Origin of the sequence: Marinobacter sp. GH_1 (genome assembly GCF_048595985.1) — a bacterium.
GTDB lineage: Bacteria > Pseudomonadota > Gammaproteobacteria > Pseudomonadales > Oleiphilaceae > Marinobacter > Marinobacter shengliensis.
On the sequence record NZ_CP184460.1, the window covers coordinates 3,638,141 to 3,658,220 of the forward strand.

The following is a 20,080-nucleotide window of genomic DNA, read 5'->3' on the forward strand; positions in this document are numbered from 1 at the left end:
AGGATTTCCCCCGGCGATGCAAAAGCTCACCGCTATCGTTCTTATTAGCATTTTATCCTTGTCCGGTTGCGCATTCCCTGGCGTTTACAAAATCAACGTGCAACAGGGGAATATCGTGACCGAAGACGACCTCAAGAGCCTCTCGCAAGGCATGGCCCGCAGTCAGGTTCATGCGGTTCTCGGGTCGCCGCTGATGCTCAATCCGGTGGACCCCTCGCGCGAGTACTATGTGTACACCTTCCAGCGCCGGGGTGGGGATATCCTGGAGCAGCGCATAATCGTCTATTACGAAGGCGACGAGTTCAGCCATTACGACGCACGACTGCTGGAAGAAACGCCCGCTTACTGATTGTTCAGGCTTTCTTTTTGGCCCGGTTCAGCCGGGCCTGCTTGGGATCTATCTTTAGCGGTCGGTATAGTTCAACCCGGTCTCCCTCGCGCAGCTCATGGCCCGCGGGGTCTTTAATGACTTTGCCAAACACGCCCATATCCGTTGCGTCCGGATCGATTTCCGGGAAAATATCCGTTATTCCAGACAGTTTCACGGCCTCGATGGCCGTGGTTCCCTCAGGCACTTCAATCGCCACAATTTGCTGCTTGTCTGGCCGGGCATACGCTACCTCTACCTGCATCAAACCGTCCCTCCCTGATAAATCTGGTCTGCCCGACGGCAAAACGCATCCACCATGGTATTGGCAGCCTGATTGAACACCGGACCAAAAGTCATTCGGGACAGTGAGCCCGAAAACTCAAACTCCAGGGTCAGGATCACCTTACAGGCCTGCTCGTTGAGCGCCTTGAAGTGCCACCGCCCCCGCAGATTTTTCAGCGGTCCATCCACCAGGCTCATCTCGATCGCCTCGGGCATCAACAGCTGATTACGCGTGGTCAGGCGATGGCGCACACCGCCCTTGGCAATCTCCAGTGACGCCATGATCTCTGCATCCGTCTGTTCGTGCACCTCTGCCCCGGCGCACCAGGGCAGAAACTCGGGATACCGTGCAATATCATTGACCAGATGGAACATGCGCTCTGCGGAGTGCATGACCAATGCCGTCTTATCAATCTGATGCGCCATGAAAACCGGGATTCCTGCGTTTTTACAACAAAAGAGCCGACTGGCCCGCGAAGGCCAACTACACACTATGATAAAGGATATCGTCCCCGTTGGGGGCGTTTTCCGCCGGCTGGCTTTCTGCGCCCTGACCAGACGCGTTACCTTCTGGCCCCGGGCCCTCACTTTGCGGGCTTGCAGGCAAACCGTCACCGTCATCGTTTGCCGTCGCAGGCATCGGTTGTTCCGGCGCGCCATCTTGTGCGCACCAAATGGCGGCGCTGCCGTTATCACACAGGTTTGACAACGAGAATACTGTGTATTGTATGCCAATCCAGGCCACCAGAACCGGCAGAACAAGGCGCATGACCCAATACCAGATCTTGCGAATAGCCACCGGGGTGTTACCAAGAATCCTTGCGGCATAGCGCCGGGTCAGGCACCAACCGGCAAAGGTGGCAATCAGCAAGGCCACCAGCGGAATCAGGATGCCGCCCGTCGTCAGCTCCAGCCATCGAAACAGGGTGGCACCAGCAAACCGGTAGTCCTCCCAGAGATTGAAGGAGAATAGCGAACCCAGGCCGGCAGCCCACACGGCAACACCGGCAATAACCGCAGACCACCCTCTGGGTGCGCCAGTCCACTCACGAAACCAGCCCACCACAGGCTCCAACAGCGATATGGCGGTCGCCCACACGATCATGAGCACCAGCAGGAACACCGCCGCAATGATCAACTGACTGTGGGGCAACTGGGCCAGCGTGACCGGCAGGGAGACAAACAACAGCCCGAAGCCTCGCTCACCATCAAGACTGGCACCATCCAGCGCCACCGAGAACATCATCAGCCCCGCCAGGATGGCCACCAGAGTGTCCATCAACACCACCGCCAGCAATGACCGCTTCAACCGGGTATGTGACGTGCTGTAAGCGCCGAAGATCGCCCACACCCCCATCCCAAGGCCAAGGGTATAGAAAGCGTGAAAAAAGGCCGCCTTGACGCTATTGAAACCAACGTCGTCTGGCCGCAGCGCCAGGATGTGTTCAATACCCGAATCCAGCCGCCCATGACTGGCCGACAAGGCAAATAACCCCAGCATCAGCAGCAACGCTGCGGGCACCAGAAATCGCAGCGATCGCTCCAACCCCTTCACAACGCCCTGGGCAGATACCCACACCACGAGAACCATGAAGAACGCGTGCCAGGCCATAAACTCCCGATGCCCACCCGGCCTGGACACCAGATCCGTCAGGATACCGGTCGCCGCCTCGGGCGTCGCTGCCCTGAAACTGTCTGTCGCTCCAAAGAAGACATAGGCCAGCACGATGCCACCGAACACCGCAGTGAATGACAACACCAGGAACGCGGCAAGCACACTCAACGGGCCCGCCAGGCGCCACAGCGGTGAACAGCCTGCGTCTTTCACCATGCCGTCCATCGCCAGCACGATGCCATGGCGTGAGTGCCGCCCAAGAACCGCCTCGGTCACCATCAGAGGCAGGGTTACCAGGAGCAGGCAGGCGAGATACAGGAAAATGAACAACCCGCCACCGTGCATACTGGCCAGGTATGGAAACTGCCACAGATTGGCCAGGCCCACGGTTGCGCCCACCGAGGCCCAGAAAAACGTGGATTTTCGGGTAAATGACCCGATGGACGTGTGATACTTGCTCGCCATGGCGATCCCTGACAGTCAAATGCGCCCCATTGTAGCCGAAGGCGGCATCCCGGAACGACTGGATCTACAAGCCCGGCGGTGAAATCGTGACCCGTCTGGCAGTCCTGGGCTACAATGCCCGATTTACCGGCCAACAGTCACCCGGCCGGGACACACATTCTTCCGATCCCGGACAGGATTCATGAGCAAGAAGAAAGCAAACGGACCAACCAGCAACACCATTGCCCTGAACAAGAAGGCAAAGCACGAATATCATATTGAAGAACGCTTTGAGGCCGGCCTTGCCCTGCTGGGCTGGGAAGTGAAGTCGCTGCGGGCCGGCAAGGCTCAGCTGGTAGACGCCTACGTACTTCTGAAAAATGGTGAAGCCTGGCTGTTGGGCGCGCATATCACGCCGCTCAACACCGCCTCCACCCATGTGATCGCCGACCCCACCCGTACCCGCAAACTGCTGCTGCACGCGAAGGAGATTGCCAAGATTATCGGCCAGGTCAATCAGGCCGGGCATACCTGCATACCGCTCGCCCTGTACTGGAAAGGCAATAAAGTGAAATGCGAAATTGCCCTGGTGAAAGGCAAGAAGCTGTTCGACAAGCGTGCCACCGAAAAAGAGCGTGACTGGAACCGCCAGAAACAGAGAATCATGCGCGAGGCCAACACCTGAGCCTCGCTCGCACTGTCGCTTTTACCGCCTCTTTCCCGGCCTCGGAATCCCTCCTATACTCAGGTGTTCACACCTGCTCCGACCCCACAGGCAGTACCTGGAGCCCCTGTTAGTTGGCAAACAGCAAAGGGAGGGCTTATGTCATCTGAACGGACGGCAATGACGTCAGTCGACCGATCCTGGCTGCGTATGGACACCCCGGAGAACCCCATGATGATCTCCGCGGTGCTGATGTTCGAGCAACCAATTCCGATCAAACGGCTAAAACGCACACTCGAAGAACGATTTCTGAGATTCAGGCGCTTTCGCCAACGGGTGGTTGAGAAGGGCGACAAATGCTACTGGGAAGACGATCCCAACTTTGATCTCGACAACCACCTGCACCGCATTGCACTGCCAGGACAAGCCAGCAAGAAAGAGTTGCAGGAACTGGCCAGCGACTTCAACAGCACGGCGCTCGACTTTCGCCGGCCACTCTGGCAAATCCACTACATCGATAACTTCAACGGCGGCTGCGCCCTGCTGATCCGCATTCACCACTGCATTGCCGATGGCATTTCACTGGTTCGGGTTCTGCTATCGCTCACCGACCGGACACCAGAACCCAAACTGGAGCGCATCGCCAAGAAAGTCACCATTCCCAAACCCCAGGGCAACGCTGCCACCCGGTTTTTGCACCGTTTGGTGGACAGCAGCCAGGCTGGCTGGCAACAGGCGCAACTGTTCCTGGATTCCGTTCGGCAAGAGCCCAATTACCCCCTGAAACTGGCGCGGACCGCCGGCGGCATCGCCATGGACCTGGCGAAACTCGGGCTGGCCCCGTTTGAGCCGAAAACCAGCCTGAAAAGCCAGTTGGTAGGCCGAAAGAAAGTGGCCTGGGCGGAGCCCCTGGCCCTGGATGACGTAAAACACTGCGCCAGGACCCTGGGTGGAACGGTCAACGACGTATTGCTATGCGCCGCCACCGGCGCCCTGAGCCGGCACTTTACCGAACACAAGCAAACCATACCCGATTGCGGTATTCGCGTTGCGGTGCCGTTCAACCTTCGGCCCCTGGACCAACCCATAGAATCATTGGGCAATCAGTTTGGCCTGGTTCTGGTATGCCTGCCTGTGGAAGTGCATGACCCACTAATGTGTTTCCGCCAGGTGCAGGAAAATATGAATCGGCTCAAACAGTCCTATCAAGCCCAGGTAACCTACAGCCTGCTGGACCTGTTTGGCCGGGGCCCGGATATTCTTGAGCGCCGGGCCCTGGACTTGCTCAGTAACAAGGCCTCTGCAGTACTGACCAACGTGCCCGGCCCACGGCATCCGGTTTACCTGGCCGGCAGCAAACTGGTGCAACCCATGTTCTGGGTGCCCCAGAGCGGCAACATCGGCATTGGCATGAGCATATTCAGCTACGCCGACACCGTGCAGTTCGGCATCACCGTCGACAAGGGCATCCAGGCCGACCCGCAAGCAGTAATGACCTACTTCCGGGACAGCTTCCAGCACCTGTACGACGCGGCCATGTCTCACGCCCATGGCCTGCACATTGCACAGGCCTCGTGAACAGGATAAGTACAAATAGTGACAAACAAGCCTTGAAGTCCGGCAAACCGGACACATATACTGATCATAAGGGGACGACATGGCTTCGACGCTGGTGGCGAACCCTTGGGTGCATGTCGAGATGGCAGCCAATCTCGTTAATCCAAAGCTGCAACGCAATAGTCGCAAACGACGAAAACTACGCACTAGCAGCGTAAGCTGCTAGTCGTCCTGACCGGGTCGCCCGTAGCCCGGAAGCAACATCTCAGGACGTCATCGCTTACGGGATGCTCCTTTATCCAGAGCTCACTGGCTAAAGGCTAAGATTTAAAGAGCTCGCCTCTCGCACCCTGGCCTTCGGGTCGCAAGAGGTTAAATTAATAGAAGGACACTAAACATGTAGATCTCAAGGCCTAGTGCTGGCGGACGCGGGTTCAATTCCCGCCGTCTCCACCAACTTCCAAGAGAAAAGCCCCTGATTTCAGGGGCTTTTTTCGTTTCTATGACTAGGCCTTTGCTTCTACCAAGGTGTCCGGTTTAAATGGGGGCTACTACACCTTCTCATTAATACACCAAAGTGAGGATTCTTCGATCTTCTTAGATGCCTCTGAATAATCACTTGGCCGATTAGCGTTAGGCCTTATGACTCCAGTCTTACCAAACAATTTTCATAATTAATTCCATCAGTCGGTGCACCCGTGAGGACAAATCCACCTCCCATGCCATCGTATGAGACCCTATCAGTATCAAGACAGAGCGCTCCCTCCGCAGTAACGTCATACGGCGTTCTTACGATGGATTCCGCACCCTCAGGGAAGCCCTCAGGCAAACGGCGGCTCTGCAGATCGAACTCAATATGCCCATCAATGTTAGCCACATCTTCGCCGTCAACACGAGGAGTCAGTTCGTAGGTGGTGTGGGTTAAAAGCTGGGTCGTATGCAGTGCAGGAGAGACACAGTTGGCGTTATCAAACGCCTGAAGGTATTCGCGCAATTGCCCATTATCGGCGAACGCAATCACCGAGCGACCGTAAATGAGTGAGGTCTGGTCGTCATCATTAACAACCTCACACTCCGAAGCCCAACACCCAGCCAGCTCGGTTGCTGTGTCGGTACAATCTGGCTCAGCCACATGCTCAGTCTTCAGTTCAGTGGTTTTCTCAAGGCTGGCCTTGTCTTCGTCGCTACCTGATCCGCCGCAACCGGAAATCACTGCAGACATAAACAGACACGTTACTACACTAGCGTTGCGCATGGTTCGCTCTTCCCTGAAAAGCTGAATATTGGAAAGGTGTTGGACTTTACTACCAACCGCATATAGGGAAAAGACCTTTGCATCCTAATCAAGAAGGTGTCCACAAAGTGTCAACGCAACTGGGGTTTCGAGTGGTTATGTGTGGAATGAAGTTTTTGTAAGCGGCTGCTTTATTGGCCCTGTCACCAATTGATACAAACCAGTGAAACCCTGCATCACAGCAAAGCTGCTACTATTGCTACAGATGAATTCCAACTTCTACAGAACGGCTCCTCACCGAAGGGGCTTTTGTGTTTGCAAGGATCCTTTTGTATGTCCAGCAAAGCGAAGCAGTCCCAGAAACTCCTGCTGTTCCGCCTTTTCGGATCGCGCCTTTTTGGTCTGGGTACGCTCAAGATTCGGGAAATCCTGCCCTTTCAACGGCTGACCAAGTTGCCCCATAGTCATCAGGCGGTTATTGGCACTGCTACGTTCCGGGGTTCAGCGGTTCCTGTTATTGATATGTCGGCTGCGGTTGGTTATCCGGCGCTGACAAAAGAAGAGCAGGCCAAGGGCTCCATCATCGTGACCGACATTCAGCGCCAGGAGATCGGCTTTCTGGTGCGCAGCGTTCAGCAGATTATCGAAACCGACTGGAAGAGTGTGATGCCGCCACCCAAGGCGCTGGGCACCAATGCCTTCATCACGGGCCTGCTGGATGTGGAAGGCGACATCATTCAGCTGCTGGATGTGGAGCTGCTGCTGGCGAAGGTGTACCCGGAGTCTCTGGACGCCGGCGAGGTGGTGCTGTCAGATGTTCAGAGTGAAACCCTGCGGTCCCTGAACATTCTGCTGGTGGATGATTCACAGGTGGCCCGCAAGCAGCTCAGCGATGTGCTGGACAGCAAAGACATTACCTACCATGTGACCACCAACGGTGACGATGCCCTGCAGGTGCTTCTTAGTCAGGACGAGCGAGGTACTCCGATCGACATCCTGGTCAGCGATATCGAGATGCCAGGGCTGGACGGCTACGAACTGACGTTCAATGTTCGCGACAATAACGCCCTGAAACAACCCTACATTATTCTGCACACGTCCCTGAACAGCGAGATGAGCCTGAGCTATGCCAACCAGGTGGGCGCCAACGAGGCGCTCACCAAGTTTGATGCCGAGGAACTGATGGAGGCAATGCTGAGAGGGGCCGAGCAAGCCAGTTAAGGCCGAATGTCTTCGATGAAGGCTTCGGCGTCGGCCCGCATTTCGGCAAGTTTTTCGTTCAGCTCTTCCTGATACCGGTTGAGCGTTTCCCGGCTGAGCCGGCTGAAGCGCTCAGCGGTTTCCGCAATGGTGCGGCTGGCATTGGCCAGGGCCTCGAGGGTGGGCTCGCTCAATTCGTCTGCCTGCCGCCCAAGGTCCCGTGCGGTCTGCTCCATGATAGCCTGGTCGTCGGCGGATTCAGGTTGATCATCCTTGAGTGCCTCGTCAAGCGAACGCTCAAGGGCGCGCATGGATTCCTGCAATCGCCGGGCAAAATCCTCCATTGCGCTCTCAGCCCTTCGGCTCATCTCGTCAGAGTAGGTTTCCAGGTCTCTGGCCAACTGCTCCATTTTGTCTTCAAGCTCGCTGCTTGAAGAGGAAAAGGTCGCACTGAGCCTCTGCCCCAGCCGGCTCAACTCACCCATGATGTTACTGAACGGGGACGGGTTCAGTATGGCCTCCCCTGTGCGCTGATAGTCCACCAGCCACTGGTCCTGCTCCCGCACCAGATAGGTGGTCAGTTCCAGACGTTCTCCGCCGGAGCGCTCTTCCGCCGGTAGGCGGGTAACGATCGTTGCTTCACGCTCATCAATAACAACCCGGCCAAAGGAAGGAACGGCGTTGGCCCAGCTTCGCTGGTAGCCGTCAACGTCACGGGGGTCGTCCAGTGTGGAGAATCTCACCACCTCACCTGCGTCGTTGTCGGCCATGGCCTGCCAAAAAGCCGCTGCCACTTCCTGGGGCGTTTCAGGCTTGCTGCAGCCGGTTATCACCAGCACAACGAGCGCCATCAAAAATCCATGAACACCAAGACGAATCATTCATCAGCACCTTGCATACAATACTTTCTGGCATCATACACGCGTCACAGCCGACAGGTCAGTTCCGCCAGTTCCTCATCAAACACCCTCCGGTTCTCACTGTAATCCACTGGCACATCCACCAGGTGGACACCGCCCTCGGCCAGGGCGCTTTCCAAGGTAGGGTGAAGGTCCTCTGTCCGGGTTACGCGGTGCCCTTTGGCGCCGTAGGACTGGGCATAGGTGACAAAATCCGGGTTGCGGTAATCCAGGCCATAATCGGCATAGCCTTCCTGGCCCTGCTTCCACTTGATCATGCCATAGGCGCTGTCATTAATGATCAGCACCACCAGGTTAAGTTTTAGGCGGACTGCAGTCTCCAGCTCCTGGCTGTTCATCATGAAGCCGCCGTCACCGCAGATGGCCATCACCTTCAGATGCGGGTACAGCATGGCCGCCATCATCCCGCTGGGCAGGCCGGCTCCCATGGATGCCAGGGCGTTGTCCAACAGCACGGTGTTGTTGTCGTAGGCCGGATAGTTTCGGGCAAACCAGAGCTTGTACATGCCATTATCCAGGGCAATGATGCCGTCGTCGGGCATCACCTGGCGCACATCGTGGACAATCCGCTGGGGAATCACTGGGAACCGGCCATCTTCCGCCCGTTCCTGCAAATGCGCATCCACAGCCTTTTTGACCTCCATCAGACCGGCGAAGTCATGGTTCGCACACTGGCCACAGTGCTCGGCCAGATACTCGACGCTGTTTGCAATATCGCCGACCACTTCATGCTGGGGAAAGTACACTGGGTCGACATCCGCAGCACTGAAATTCACGTGGATGACTTTTTTGCCGCCGGGGGTCATAAAAAATGGCGGCTTTTCTACCACATCGTGGCCCACGTTGATCACCAGGTCAGCCCGGTCTATGGCGCAGTGCACAAAGTCACCGGCAGACAGCGCAGCGTTGCCCAGGTATCCGGGGTGGCGTTCGTCGACCACGCCCTTGCCCATCTGGGTGGTGAAGAAGGGAATGCCGGTTACGTTCACCAGGTGCAGCAAGGCCTGGGATACCCGTTTGCGGTTGGCGCCGGCACCGATCATGATCAATGGGTGTCTTGCCTCGCGCAGCATGTCGCAGGCCATTTCCAGGCTCTTCCCGCTGGCCGAGGGCCGGCGGGCGTCACTGGGCTGGAAGATGTGGGTGTCGCGGGCCGGTTGCTCCGCTGCGATGTCCTCGGGTAACTCGAGATGAACGGCCCCTGGGCGCTCTTCAGAGGCAAGACGGAAGGCCTCCCGGACTTTCGCGGGAATGGTATTGGCATTGCTGATTTGCCGGGTGTATTTGGTCAGAGGGCGCATCAGGTCCACCACGTCCAGAATCTGGAACAGGCCCTGTTTCGACGATTTGATCGGCTTCTGCCCGGAGATCATCATCATTGGCATGCCACCCAATTGGGCATAAGCAGCGGCTGTCACCAGGTTCGTGGCGCCTGGGCCAAGTGTGGACAGGCAAACGCCCACCTGCCCGGTAAGCCGCCCGTAGGTGGCCGCCATAAAGCCTGCGGCCTGTTCATGGCGATTGAGCACCAGTTCGATGCTGGAGTTCCTGAGGGCATCCAGAAAGGCCAGGTTTTCCTCACCTGGCACGGCGAAAATGTACTTAACGCCCTCGTTTTCCAGCGCGCGGATGAACAATTCAGCGCCATTACCGACGGGTTGTTGCTCTTTAGCCATGCTCGCCCTCGTGATCAGTGGGTTTCTGGATCAATCGGTTCTCGGTGGTTCCGCTTGCAGGGTATCTGCGGGCACCCGGTCTACTCCCCAACTACGGTACACTCCGTCTATTACGCGACCGAGCTCGTCGTCGTTCACTTCGGCAGGCTCACCGCGCTCCAGTGGGTCGTAATGGTAGATGTACAGGCGAGAAGTGAACTGTTCAAACGGCAGCGAAGATTCCCCGAAGCGCTCACCAAAGCCAGAAGTGCTGACCTGCACACCGTCGCCCCAGTTCTGGCCGCTGTCGTTGTTCGGATTAAAGAAATACACCCGCATCTCACTGTCCGGGTCCAGCGCAACCCGGAGAATGGTAATTGCATGCCAGCCAATGAAACGGGCTGCGCTGTCGGTAACCGCGATACCGGCCGGCTGAGGGTGAATCAATGGCTGGTTGCCGTTGTAGTACGGGTGATAACTGGCATAGAAGTAGCGGATAAAGCCTTCGAGGTCGGTCAGTTTTCCGGTGGCCACGTCGACGTTGATGGCAAAGCCCCGGCCAGCGGACCAACCATGAAATTCCGGGTTAACCCACTTATGGGGGTCGCCTTCACGGCCTATGCATAGCCGCCCCATTTCGGCGTATATGCGGTCAAGATGCGGCACAACAATCAGAGACACCGGGTCCAGATCCAGAGTCACCTCTGACGCCACGCCCCCCAAGCTCTGGGCGGATGACACCGGCTGCCCCTCAAAGTGCATGACAATCTCATTGTCCCGGGCGGCCCAGGCCACCATCTGCAGCAGGTAGTCCGGATCATTGTAGGCCCACATGGACAATGCCCGGGCAGACTGGCAGGTAGGATTATTACCCTGCCCGACCCCCAACGGCTGGCCCAGCATGTTCAACACGCCCTGAATCAACCAGGCTGAGGGGTTTGGCTGATAGCCATAGGCAAATTGCAAACGCTCGTAGGCTTGTGGGCACAGCGATAGCCGTAACTGGCGCCAGAGCGCCGGTGCCACCGGGGGCTGGTATAGAATGCCTCGCTCAAGCAGCAGTGCCAGGCCATACAACCCCTGGGCGGTCTCAGGAAATGCGGACTCGAGGATCAGGGCGTGCGCCAACTCCCGGTAGCACAGCAGGCAATCGCGGCCAGTGCTGGATAACCCCAGCGCGTCGCTCAGCAATGAATCCTGACCGTCCAGAATATAGCGCACGAAAACCGCGTGGTAAGGCGAAACCAGCCCCGTGTCATGCATGGAGCGCGCAAACCCGGTCGCTTCGTTCTGCAAGGCCGAGTTGTCCATCGTCTCCAGGCGCTGCTGGTAGATCGTGATGCCGGGGTCTTCGCTACAGGCCCGGGTTGGGCCATAGAGACTGGAAATCAGCCGATCCGCCCCCCGGCCTGCGGTTCCCAGATCAGCATTGGGCTCTGCCCGGCAGATGGCAATCTGGGTAATCATCCTGCGCACGTCGCTGACGCGGATCGGCCGCTGCTCGAGTATCCGCCAGATCTCTTCGATCAGGCTGTCGATCACATGCTCATAACCGATGTGTCTGGCCACATATTGAACCAGCGCCTGCGCAATGAGAGCCAGTTTGCCCTGTTCGCGCTCGGCTTCGCCGGTCATTCCAAACAGCAATCCAAGATTGATGGCCAGCACCTGGGTCAGGTAATGATGCGCTTGTTCCGCTGACACGCCCGTATGCTGATAATCTCCCTTGGCCACGGCCAGCAGGCGCAACTCGCTCAGAGCTTCGATAACCACCGTGTCGGCGTTCGGGCTTTGCAGGGAATAGGTGGTCAGCGAAGGTAACAAGATGGAGGGATCGGCCCAGTCAGTGCCTGCGAAAACCCCGGCCTGTTCGAGCTTCCGGGATCGCGCTTCAATGACCTCACAACCACCCGGTTGCAGCAGTACCCGCCGGGCAAGGTCGAACAGCTTCGGGAGCTTGCCGGCCTTTGCAAACGGCCGGCTCTCCTCGAGAGCCACAATGGACTCGTCCAGTTTTTGCACCAGCCTGTCTATATTGACGGTTGGCACCTGGCTGGCCGGTTGGTGATCACTCAAACGAGGTTCCTCAGGGCCTGCATCAAACCCTTTCCGTTAATGCATTCCTTGATTATACATAGAAATCGAGCTCTTCCTGATGTTTGAGCAGATCCCTCAGAACATAGGGATCCTCACCGAAGAAATACACCAGACCCCAGTGGGTACCAAAGGCTGTGCGTTTGGTCACCGTTTCTTCGAGCGGTGGCGTCAATTCGTGGGACTCGAAGTAGTCGTGGCTTTCGGTCTCCTCCGGGATCTCCAGGCGGCTGACCACACGGCGGCGTGGGTATACCCCGAAGCAGCCGGCATAGCCCTTGGCGTCCACCACCTCTTTCGGGAAGAAGGCTTTGATTTCCTCTTCCGTGGTTTTCGGGTCAAAGGCCATGATCAATCCTTGATAGGCATTGAAGCCATAGGCACGCTCAAGCAGTTCGAACACTTTGAAGCCAGGGGGGCGGTAGGCCACTTCGCCAAAGTACATGGTGCCATCACTGGTCACGAAGTATTCCGGGTGGACAAAGCCGAAGTCGATATCGAAGGTTTTGATCAGCTTTTCGATTTCTGCCGTGATCTGTGCCCGGTATTTCTCAAGGTCCGGTGTGGCCGGAACGAACACAGAATAGCCGAGCGTAACGTACTCGGAAATATTAAGAAAGCAGATCTTGCCGTTGTGAATCCAGGCCTCGACGGCAAACTCCCAGCCGTCCAGGTGAGACTCCATCAACACCGGAAATTCTTCATCAGGAATGGTGTCGACCTCATCAGGGGTCCGAATAACCCGATGGCCCAGGCAGCCCGCTTTATCAAAGGCCTTGAGGTGGATGGGGTCGTTGGGATCGCCGTCCAGTTTTAGCAAGGTCTGGTTCACCCGTTTCAGGAAACGGACCACATCATCACGGTCGTGGGCTTCTTCGAAAATACCCACTCGTATCCCACCGAGCTGGGCACGCCGCTTCATCAGGGCTTTATCCCGCAACAGCATGGCCTGCCCGAACAATCTCGGGTTATCCAGAAGTACGGAGTTGATAGCGCCAGCCCACTCCACCGTTTCTTCAAACAGGGGGATGGCTACATCAACGCCCATTTTCTGAAGCGTTTGGGCAATTTCAAAGGAACGGTCGTTCAGGCGTTCAAAGTTCCAGGGAACGTATGGAATGTTGTGTTCTGCACAATAGGCTTCTGCCCAGTCTGGCGCCACCACCACGTAACGGCGGTCAAACTTGTCTGCCGCTTCGACGGCATTCAGGCTCCAGCCCAGCAGGGCGACATACCCTTTGTCGGGATTATAGTTCTGTTCAGTCACAGCGCTCTCCTCGTCAGGGTTGGCCTTTCAGCCTGCACCTGTTAGCTGAAAATCGCAACTTTTGGGCAGAGCGACGTCAAACAAAAACGGGCGCCAGAACCAAATCTGGAGCCCGTTAAAGAGACAGCCTGAGTGTATCAATCGGTGCCGATTAACCCAGCTTCAAAGTCGAGAGCGTGCGCTCTCGAACCCGGTTGAGCAGCTGTTCATCGTTCACCAGAGATTGTCCGTAGGAAGGCACCAGCTCCTTCATCCGCTCCTGCCACTGGTCCGTCTTCAACTTCTCCGGGAAGCAACGTTCAATCACGTTCAGCATTGCGTTAGCCGCTGTCGATGCGCCAGGAGACGCGCCCAGCAGGGCCGCCAGCGAACCATCCTTTGCTGCCACGATCTCGGTACCAAACTCCAGCTTGCCGCCCCCTTCCGGGGTTTGCTTGATGATCTGTACCCGCTGGCCAGCCATCTGCAGCTTCCAGTCGCCTTCCCGGGCATCCGGGAAAAAATTGCGCAAAGATTCAACCCGGTCGCCATGGGACTGGAACACCTCACCAATGAGGTAACGCGTCAAATCCATATTGCTTTTGCTCACCGAGAGCATCGGTCTAAGATTGGTGGCGCGAACGGAACCGAACAGATCAAACACCGAACCCTGCTTCAGGAAGCGGGTGGTAAAACCAGCGAACGGTCCGAACAGAAGTGCAGGTTCACCGTTGATGATCCGGGTATCCAGGTGCGGAACGGACATCGGCGGCGCGCCAATGGGCGCTTTACCGTATACCTTGGAATCATGTTGCTCAACAATGTCCGGCTTCTGGCACACCAGCCACTGGCCACTGACCGGGAAGCCGCCGTAACCGCGGGCTTCATCAATGCCGGATTTCTGCAACAGCGGCAGCGCGCCGCCACCGGCACCCAGGAACACAAAGCCGGCCTCCAGTTTGGTCAGCTCGCCGGTCTTCTGGTTCTTCACCCGCAACTTCCAGCGGCCATTGTCCCGCTGATCGATGTAATGCACCGGGCTGCTGAGCATCAACTCAAAGTTGGGCTGGGTTTCCAGCCATTCGACCATGCTGCGGGTAAGGGAACCGAAATCCACATCCGAACCGTGCTTGATACGGGTTGCCGCCACACGCTGCATCGGGTCGCGATGCTTGACCACCAGCGGCATCCACTCGGACAGATCGTCTGGGCTCTCGGTATATTCCATCTCGCGAAACAGATGGTGTTCTTTCAGGCGCTCGTAACGACGCTTTAGGAAAGCGACGTCTTTCTCGCCCCAGACAAAGCTCTGGTGTGGCGTGCGGTTAATAAAAGTAGAAGGCTCCGGCAGAATGCCCTGCTCTACCAGGTACGACCAGAACTGCAGTGACACCTCAAACTGCGCATTGATTTGCAGTGCTCTTGCAATTTCAACGTCGCCATCGTCGGTTTCGGGGGTGTAGTTGAGTTCACAGTAGCCGGCGTGGCCGGTACCTGCGTTATTCCATCCGTCTGTGCTTTCATGGGCAACGTGGTCTAAACGCTCCACCATGACGATATCCAGTGACGGGTCCAGCTGCCTGAGCATCATGCCGAGGGTTGCGCTCATGACGCCCCCACCGACCAGCACTACGTCTGCCTGTCTAACGGCCATTGGTTTTCACCCTAGCTAGTGTTGAGCCTGTTGCCACTCCACGATCAGCGAAAGCGGCCTGTCGGAAGCCAGCGGGGCGCGAGGTAGACGGCGCTGCTGTATGCCTCCGGTCTGAAATTGGGCGCATTATCCCGATTTTTGCCGGAATAATAAATTGCGATTGTCAATCGATGTGTGTCGGGCTAACTATTATGGTTTGCCACGATTTTCGCGCGTTTTGTTAACAATATCAGCGCCACTTTAGTCTGATACCCCTTTCCTGATAGTGCGGATCAGTGCCAGTAACAAAAAGTTCGTTGCCAACAGGGCTGACCTGAATCCACCACTTGCGGTATCTTGTGCGCCACCCGTTCCCCACCGGCAGTCCTGCGTGGGGGCCACTACATTTTGATTGAGGTCTATTCTATGCTGATGGCGATAGGTGCCATTCTTGCTGGTCTTGTCCTGCTGGTCTGGAGCGCTGACAAATTTGTTGATGGCGCAGCAGCCTCCGCCAAGCATCTGGGCGTACCGTCACTGCTGATCGGCATGGTGATTATCGGCTTCGGCACCTCGGCACCGGAACTGGCGGTATCGGCGATGGCCGCCTCCGATGGCAATCCCGGTCTGGCACTGGGCAACGGCTACGGTTCGAACATCACAAATATTGCCCTTATCGTCGGTTTGACGGCCATCATAGCCCCCATCACCATGCGCTCCCAGGTCATACGCAAGGAATTACCACTGCTGGTGGTATTGACCCTCATCGCTGGGGCCCAATTAATAGATGGTGAACTAACGCGACTGGATGGCTGGGTGTTACTGGGCGTTTTTGCAGCGGTGATGGGCTGGTCAATCTACCAGGGCGTCAAGAACAAAGACGACCCACTGGGCAACGCTGCCGATGCCGAGCTGATCGAACATCCCATGCCGCTAAAGCACGCCATCATCTGGCTGATCATCGGGCTGGTTCTGCTTATTGCCAGTTCCAGATTGCTCGTTTGGGGAGCCGTCACCGTGGCCCAGGCTCTTGGCGTAAGCGACCTGATCATCGGGCTGACCATTGTGGCCATTGGCACGTCGCTACCGGAACTGGCCTCGGCCATCGCAGCGGTGCGCAAGAATGAGCACGATCTGATTCTGGGCAACATCCTTGGTTCGGGCATCTTCAACACCCTGGCCGTGGTTGGCCTGGCCGCTGCCATTCAGCCATTATCCGTAGACCCGGAAGTGCTTTACCGGGACTGGACTCTGATGCTGGCACTCACCGTTGGCCTGCTGTTGATGGGCTTCGGCCTGACGGGCTGGCGCAAGCTGGTCTCACGGGTGGACGGCACAATACTGGTGACAGTGTACTTCGCCTACACTGGCTACCTTTTCTACACCGTGGTGGCCGCCAATACAGGCGGCTAGAAAATACAGAGCCCGGTTACTCGGGCTCTCCGTCACCCAACAGTTGTTCCAGGCTCTGGCGTACATCTGACATGATCTGCGCCAGGTCTTCCTTGCTTTTACCCGCTGTTTCAATGGGCGTTCCGACTCGAACGTCGACCGGCTGACCAAGATTGATTTGCAAGCTCCGAGCCGGTAGCACCTGATGTATACCGCGAATGGCTACCGGCACAATCACCGCCTCAGTATCCAGTGCCAGGTGAAAACAGCCTTTCTTGAACGGCAACAGTGTGCCGTCGGAGGAGCGGGTGCCCTCCGGAGCCGCCCAGAGCACAATACCGCTTTCCATCATCTGCTTTGCCCGCTCCAGGTCCCGGACGGCGCGGATACGATTAGACCGGTCGATAGAGGGAAACTCCGCTGCCGCCATCGCCTGCCCCAGCAGGGGAATCCGGAAAAGTTCCTTCTTGGCCAGCATCCGGATGGAGCCTGGCAAAGACACAAAACTCACCGGAATATCGTAGTGGCTGGCATGGGTACTCATGATGATGTAGCGACGCCCGTCATTGAAGTCCGGAACCTCGCCCCGCACCGTCAGGCTTGCCCGCACCAGCTTCAGCAGCGCGGCAGACCACTCCCGGCAGTATTTGTCGACAATCGGCCGATTCAAACGACCAAACAACGCCCTCAGTAGCACCAGCGAGGAGTAGATGGCGGTAAGCCCTACCGAGCCCAATACAACAGCGGCACGTCTTAGCAGCGTCGCAGACTCCGTCAGGGGGCTCAAGTTCAATCGTTTCATGCACACGTCCTTTCCGCTATGAGCCGGGCCACGATGGGACCGGTGTAACTGGACCGAATTATAGCGGTTCGACCGCCCTGTGAATAACGGCCAAACGTATTGCTCAATTCTTGACCAGCGACTATAAGTAATAAAGTTATAACCTGCCCATACGGGCAGCACACCGTCCAACGACAATCCCAATAAGGAGACGGAACATGAAACAGCAGCAAGCCCTTGCACGGGGGCCCAACGATCCTGGGCTGGAAAACCCGACACGCCGAAACCTTCTGGTGGGCAGTGCCGGTGCCATGGCGGCGGTCAGTCTGCTGGGCATAACGCCCCTGGCCAAAGCCAGTGAGCCGAAATCACTCCCCGACTACGCCGCCTGGAAGGATCGCACTGCGCTGATCGTTCACAGTGCCAACACCATGGAAACCGAGAGGGGGGCCATTGGCAATGGTGTGATCACCGCCAGCGACCGGTTGTTTGTGCGCAACAACCTTCCAGCGCCACCCTCATCCATCACCGACAATGCCGATGCCTGGGAGGTTCGCATTGAAGGTGTTCGTAATCCGCGCACCCTCACCGTAGGCGAACTCAAAACCATGGGCGTCACCACAGTAGCCTCCGTACTCCAGTGTTCCGGCAACGGGCGTGCCTTCTTCCCACACGGCGCAGGCGGAACACAGTGGAAAACCGGCGCGGCGGGTTGCGTGATGTGGACCGGCGTTCCCCTGAAAAACGTGGTTGAAGAGCTTGGCGGTATGGCCGATGGTGTCCGATACATCACCGGCACAGGCGGCGAATCCCTGCCCGATGGCCTGGACCCCAAGAGCATCATGGTGGAACGTTCGGTACCCACAAGGGCCCTGGACACCGCACTTCTGGCCTGGGAAATGAATGATACGCCGTTGACGCACACCCATGGCGGGCCACTACGGCTGGTGGTGCCCGGGTACTACGGCGTGAACAATGTGAAGTATGTGAAGAACATTGCCTTCACCGAAAACCAGACCGACGCCAAGATCCAGGCCTCAGGCTATCGGGTTCGGGAGGTTGGCAAACCCGGTTCCCCGGATCAGCCCTCCATGTGGGAGATGAACGTCAAATCCTGGGTGACCGCACCCCTGGAAACAGGCCGCAGTGGTCGAAACATGATATACGGCGTGGCGTTCGGCGGTGTGACCGCACTGGAAAAGGTTGAAGTGTCCATAGACGGTGGCAAAAGTTGGAAACAGGCCCGATTCCTGGGGCCTGATCTGGGCCCTTATGCCTGGAGACCATTTGTCATGGCCACTGAACTGACACCGGGGGAGCACCGCATTGTCAGCCGAGCCACTGATGCAGAAGGCAACAGCCAGCCCGAAGGCCGGGTTGATAATGAACGTGGCTATGGCCATAACGGCTGGAGTGACCACGGAGTAACGGTCACCGTCAGTTGAACCATGACAGGGCGAGCGGTGGAGCCCCACTCGCCCTGGCTAAAACGGAAACAACAAGATGCGAAAAACTGCAGTACTCGCAGCCCTGGCCGGACTGAGCCCCTGGGCAATGGCCGACAATACCGACCTGGGTAAGGAAGTCTTCACTCAGACAGCACAACCCTCCTGCACTATCTGCCATGCTCTCGCCGATGCTGGCTCGTCCGGCGCCATCGGCCCGGACCTGGACGAGCTAAAGCCAACCCGGGATCAGATCGTCAACGCAGTGCTGGGCGGCGTGGGTGTCATGCCGGCATTCGAAGATTCACTGTCTTCCGAACAGATTCAGGCGCTGGCCGACTACATCCTGTCGGTCACGTCTGACCAGTAAGCCCACGAGAAAAGCCCCTTGGGCTTCACCCCTGCTCCTCAAACACCATGGCGATGGAGTTCAGGCAATACCGCTGACCGGTGGGCGCCGGGCCGTCCGGGAACACGTGCCCAAGGTGGCTATCACAGCGCGGGCAGCGGATCTCGGTGCGGCTCATACCCAGGCTGTGGTCTTCAATGTACCGGATATGCTCCGGGGCGAACGGCTGAAAGAAACTGGGCCAGCCGGTTCCGGAATCAAATTTGGCATCCGAACTGAACAACGGGAGATCACACAGCCGGCACAGGTAAACTCCGGCTTTCTTGTTATCCAGCAAGGTGCCACAGAACGGGTGCTCGGTGCCGTGATCCAGCAGTACCCGTTTTTCCTCAACGGTCAATCCCGCTGCCCTTTCCTCAACCTCTGCTTTCGTCAGAGGGGTCAGGTCATAGCCTTTTGCCGATACCGTCATTGGGAAACTCCTCAGGCCAGATCAGGATCATCGTCACTGAATTCAGGTTTCAGGTGGTCTGGCCAGGTGCTGACCAGCTTGGCCATCTTGGGTGCTGCCACCGCCAGAATGTATGGCTGCCTGGGATTACGAGCCGCAAAATTCTGATGGTATGCCTCCGCAGGGTAGAACGCGGTGAGCGGCTCCAGGCGGGTAACAATCGGATCGGAATACACGCCGGCGGCATCAAGCTGGCGAATGTACGCCTCGGTCACCTGCCTCTGATCATCCGTTTCGTAGAACACCGCTGAGCGATACTGGCTCCCAATATCGTTACCCTGGCGGTTCAGTTGGGTGGGGTCGTGAGCCACCGAAAAGAACACTCTTAGCAACTCGCCAAAGCTGACCTTCGCCGGGTCGTAGTGAACATCCACCACCTCCGCATGGCCGGTGGTCCCGCTGCAGACAGCCTCATAGTTGGCCGCTTCGGCCGCACCACCGGCGTATCCGGATTCCACACGGATGACACCGTCAATCGCCACCAAAACCGCTTCAACACACCAGAAACAACCTCCAGCCAGAACCACCCGGGATTCACCCGCGGGCTCGTGCAGGTCTTTCTCAGGTGCCGGAAACCGGCTACGAGGCACGGTCAGTCCTGGAATGTTGCATGCGTCACTCATCAGATTGCTCCAGTGGGTTCGGTTTATTCGATTGTGGCGGTTCTGGTTCGGAATTCCAAACGGGG

19 protein-coding genes and 1 other RNA gene are annotated in these 20,080 nt (G+C 57.3%); 8 read left to right on the plus strand and 12 right to left on the minus strand.

Annotation, left to right across the window (positions count from 1 at the left end):
* The first annotated feature begins 16 nt into the window (after positions 1-16).
* Positions 17-349, plus strand: a complete 333-nt coding sequence (locus tag ACNSOI_RS16625; protein WP_286920592.1) for an outer membrane protein assembly factor BamE — start codon at positions 17-19, stop codon at positions 347-349.
* A 4-nt stretch (positions 350-353) separates the two neighbouring features.
* Here ACNSOI_RS16625 and ACNSOI_RS16630 read toward each other — a convergent pair whose 3' ends face one another.
* Genes ACNSOI_RS16630 through ACNSOI_RS16640 form a run of 3 tightly spaced genes read right to left on the minus strand, consistent with a single transcriptional unit; the run spans position 354 to position 2,732 of the window.
* On the minus strand, positions 354-632 hold the full coding sequence (locus tag ACNSOI_RS16630; protein WP_058092534.1) for an RnfH family protein: 279 nt from the start codon (positions 630-632) through the stop codon (positions 354-356).
* Positions 632-1,078, minus strand: a complete 447-nt coding sequence (locus ACNSOI_RS16635; RefSeq protein ID WP_058092533.1) for a type II toxin-antitoxin system RatA family toxin — start codon at positions 1,076-1,078, stop codon at positions 632-634. The genes ACNSOI_RS16630 and ACNSOI_RS16635 overlap by 1 nt, the downstream gene beginning before the upstream one ends.
* 58 nt (positions 1,079-1,136) lie before the next feature.
* Complete coding sequence (locus ACNSOI_RS16640; protein WP_286920593.1) at positions 1,137-2,732, minus strand: sodium-dependent transporter; 1,596 nt, start codon at positions 2,730-2,732, stop codon at positions 1,137-1,139.
* Positions 2,733-2,913: 181 nt separating this feature from the next.
* Between ACNSOI_RS16640 and smpB the strand changes: the two genes are divergently transcribed.
* From smpB to ssrA, 3 genes are all read left to right on the plus strand, one after another.
* Positions 2,914-3,396 carry an SsrA-binding protein SmpB gene (gene smpB, locus ACNSOI_RS16645; protein WP_058092531.1) on the plus strand — a complete coding sequence of 161 codons (483 nt, stop codon included), beginning with the start codon at positions 2,914-2,916 and terminating at the stop codon, positions 3,394-3,396.
* A 138-nt stretch (positions 3,397-3,534) separates the two neighbouring features.
* Positions 3,535-4,953: a wax ester/triacylglycerol synthase family O-acyltransferase gene (locus ACNSOI_RS16650; RefSeq protein WP_420194573.1), complete on the plus strand. Its 1,419-nt coding sequence runs from the start codon at positions 3,535-3,537 to the stop codon at positions 4,951-4,953.
* 70 nt (positions 4,954-5,023) lie between these two features.
* Positions 5,024-5,388, plus strand: a transfer-messenger RNA (tmRNA) gene (ssrA, locus tag ACNSOI_RS16655).
* Between the two features lie 184 nt (positions 5,389-5,572).
* Here the strand turns inward: ssrA and ACNSOI_RS16660 are convergent.
* Positions 5,573-6,154 (minus strand): hypothetical protein, encoded by a 582-nt coding sequence (locus ACNSOI_RS16660; protein WP_420194574.1) that lies wholly within the window; start codon positions 6,152-6,154, stop codon positions 5,573-5,575.
* 345 nt (positions 6,155-6,499) lie between these two features.
* Between ACNSOI_RS16660 and ACNSOI_RS16665 the strand changes: the two genes are divergently transcribed.
* Positions 6,500-7,387, plus strand: a complete 888-nt coding sequence (locus ACNSOI_RS16665; protein ID WP_420194575.1) for a chemotaxis protein — start codon at positions 6,500-6,502, stop codon at positions 7,385-7,387.
* Here the strand turns inward: ACNSOI_RS16665 and ACNSOI_RS16670 are convergent.
* From ACNSOI_RS16670 to mqo, 5 genes are all read right to left on the minus strand, one after another.
* Complete coding sequence (locus ACNSOI_RS16670) at positions 7,384-8,247, minus strand: hypothetical protein (protein ID WP_420194576.1); 864 nt, start codon at positions 8,245-8,247, stop codon at positions 7,384-7,386. The genes ACNSOI_RS16665 and ACNSOI_RS16670 overlap by 4 nt on opposite strands.
* A gap of 44 nt (positions 8,248-8,291) precedes the next feature.
* A complete protein-coding gene (locus tag ACNSOI_RS16675; RefSeq protein WP_286251892.1) occupies positions 8,292-9,962 on the minus strand; it encodes an acetolactate synthase large subunit in 1,671 nt (556 codons plus the stop codon).
* Between the two features lie 30 nt (positions 9,963-9,992).
* Positions 9,993-12,017 (minus strand): hypothetical protein, encoded by a 2,025-nt coding sequence (locus ACNSOI_RS16680; RefSeq protein WP_286251893.1) that lies wholly within the window; start codon positions 12,015-12,017, stop codon positions 9,993-9,995.
* 52 nt (positions 12,018-12,069) lie between these two features.
* A complete protein-coding gene (locus tag ACNSOI_RS16685) occupies positions 12,070-13,302 on the minus strand; it encodes an ATP-grasp domain-containing protein (RefSeq protein ID WP_286251894.1) in 1,233 nt (410 codons plus the stop codon).
* Between the two features lie 151 nt (positions 13,303-13,453).
* Entirely contained in the window at positions 13,454-14,935 is a 1,482-nt protein-coding gene (gene mqo, locus ACNSOI_RS16690) for a malate dehydrogenase (quinone) (RefSeq protein ID WP_420194577.1), read from the minus strand.
* Positions 14,936-15,340: 405 nt separating this feature from the next.
* Here mqo and ACNSOI_RS16695 point away from each other — a divergent pair, with 405 nt between their 5' ends.
* Entirely contained in the window at positions 15,341-16,327 is a 987-nt protein-coding gene (locus ACNSOI_RS16695; RefSeq protein ID WP_420194578.1) for a calcium/sodium antiporter, read from the plus strand.
* A 16-nt stretch (positions 16,328-16,343) separates the two neighbouring features.
* Here the strand turns inward: ACNSOI_RS16695 and ACNSOI_RS16700 are convergent, their stop codons facing one another.
* A complete protein-coding gene (locus ACNSOI_RS16700) occupies positions 16,344-17,108 on the minus strand; it encodes a lysophospholipid acyltransferase family protein (protein ID WP_106693821.1) in 765 nt (254 codons plus the stop codon).
* A gap of 197 nt (positions 17,109-17,305) precedes the next feature.
* Here ACNSOI_RS16700 and ACNSOI_RS16705 point away from each other — a divergent pair, with 197 nt between their 5' ends.
* Complete coding sequence (locus ACNSOI_RS16705) at positions 17,306-18,532, plus strand: sulfite oxidase (RefSeq protein ID WP_286251902.1); 1,227 nt, start codon at positions 17,306-17,308, stop codon at positions 18,530-18,532.
* A gap of 58 nt (positions 18,533-18,590) precedes the next feature.
* A complete protein-coding gene (locus ACNSOI_RS16710) occupies positions 18,591-18,902 on the plus strand; it encodes a c-type cytochrome (RefSeq protein ID WP_286251904.1) in 312 nt (103 codons plus the stop codon).
* A gap of 25 nt (positions 18,903-18,927) precedes the next feature.
* On the opposite strand, the gene msrB is transcribed toward ACNSOI_RS16710, so the two are convergent.
* Complete coding sequence (gene msrB, locus ACNSOI_RS16715; protein ID WP_420194579.1) at positions 18,928-19,353, minus strand: peptide-methionine (R)-S-oxide reductase MsrB; 426 nt, start codon at positions 19,351-19,353, stop codon at positions 18,928-18,930.
* Positions 19,354-19,364: 11 nt separating this feature from the next.
* Positions 19,365-20,015 (minus strand): peptide-methionine (S)-S-oxide reductase MsrA, encoded by a 651-nt coding sequence (gene msrA, locus ACNSOI_RS16720; protein WP_420194580.1) that lies wholly within the window; start codon positions 20,013-20,015, stop codon positions 19,365-19,367.
* Positions 20,016-20,080: the final 65 nt, after the last annotated feature.

What these genes read in the sequence shown, in the direction of transcription:
- ACNSOI_RS16660 (WP_420194574.1), bottom strand. Translation starts at nt 6,154, where the DNA reads ATGTCTGCAGTGATTTCCGGTTGCGGCGGATCAGGTAGCGACGAAGAC.
- ACNSOI_RS16695 (WP_420194578.1), top strand. Translation starts at nt 15,341, where the DNA reads ATGCTGATGGCGATAGGTGCCATTCTTGCTGGTCTTGTCCTGCTGGTC.
- ACNSOI_RS16670 (WP_420194576.1), bottom strand. Translation starts at nt 8,247, where the DNA reads ATGATTCGTCTTGGTGTTCATGGATTTTTGATGGCGCTCGTTGTGCTG.
- mqo (WP_420194577.1), bottom strand. Translation starts at nt 14,935, where the DNA reads ATGGCCGTTAGACAGGCAGACGTAGTGCTGGTCGGTGGGGGCGTCATG.
- ACNSOI_RS16665 (WP_420194575.1), top strand. Translation starts at nt 6,500, where the DNA reads ATGTCCAGCAAAGCGAAGCAGTCCCAGAAACTCCTGCTGTTCCGCCTT.
- ACNSOI_RS16625 (WP_286920592.1), top strand. Translation starts at nt 17, where the DNA reads ATGCAAAAGCTCACCGCTATCGTTCTTATTAGCATTTTATCCTTGTCC.
- ACNSOI_RS16640 (WP_286920593.1), bottom strand. Translation starts at nt 2,732, where the DNA reads ATGGCGAGCAAGTATCACACGTCCATCGGGTCATTTACCCGAAAATCC.
- ACNSOI_RS16675 (WP_286251892.1), bottom strand. Translation starts at nt 9,962, where the DNA reads ATGGCTAAAGAGCAACAACCCGTCGGTAATGGCGCTGAATTGTTCATC.
- msrB (WP_420194579.1), bottom strand. Translation starts at nt 19,353, where the DNA reads ATGACGGTATCGGCAAAAGGCTATGACCTGACCCCTCTGACGAAAGCA.
- ACNSOI_RS16700 (WP_106693821.1), bottom strand. Translation starts at nt 17,108, where the DNA reads ATGAAACGATTGAACTTGAGCCCCCTGACGGAGTCTGCGACGCTGCTA.
- ACNSOI_RS16630 (WP_058092534.1), bottom strand. Translation starts at nt 632, where the DNA reads ATGCAGGTAGAGGTAGCGTATGCCCGGCCAGACAAGCAGCAAATTGTG.
- ACNSOI_RS16650 (WP_420194573.1), top strand. Translation starts at nt 3,535, where the DNA reads ATGTCATCTGAACGGACGGCAATGACGTCAGTCGACCGATCCTGGCTG.
- ACNSOI_RS16710 (WP_286251904.1), top strand. Translation starts at nt 18,591, where the DNA reads ATGCGAAAAACTGCAGTACTCGCAGCCCTGGCCGGACTGAGCCCCTGG.
- ACNSOI_RS16635 (WP_058092533.1), bottom strand. Translation starts at nt 1,078, where the DNA reads ATGGCGCATCAGATTGATAAGACGGCATTGGTCATGCACTCCGCAGAG.
- ACNSOI_RS16705 (WP_286251902.1), top strand. Translation starts at nt 17,306, where the DNA reads ATGAAACAGCAGCAAGCCCTTGCACGGGGGCCCAACGATCCTGGGCTG.
- msrA (WP_420194580.1), bottom strand. Translation starts at nt 20,015, where the DNA reads ATGAGTGACGCATGCAACATTCCAGGACTGACCGTGCCTCGTAGCCGG.
- smpB (WP_058092531.1), top strand. Translation starts at nt 2,914, where the DNA reads ATGAGCAAGAAGAAAGCAAACGGACCAACCAGCAACACCATTGCCCTG.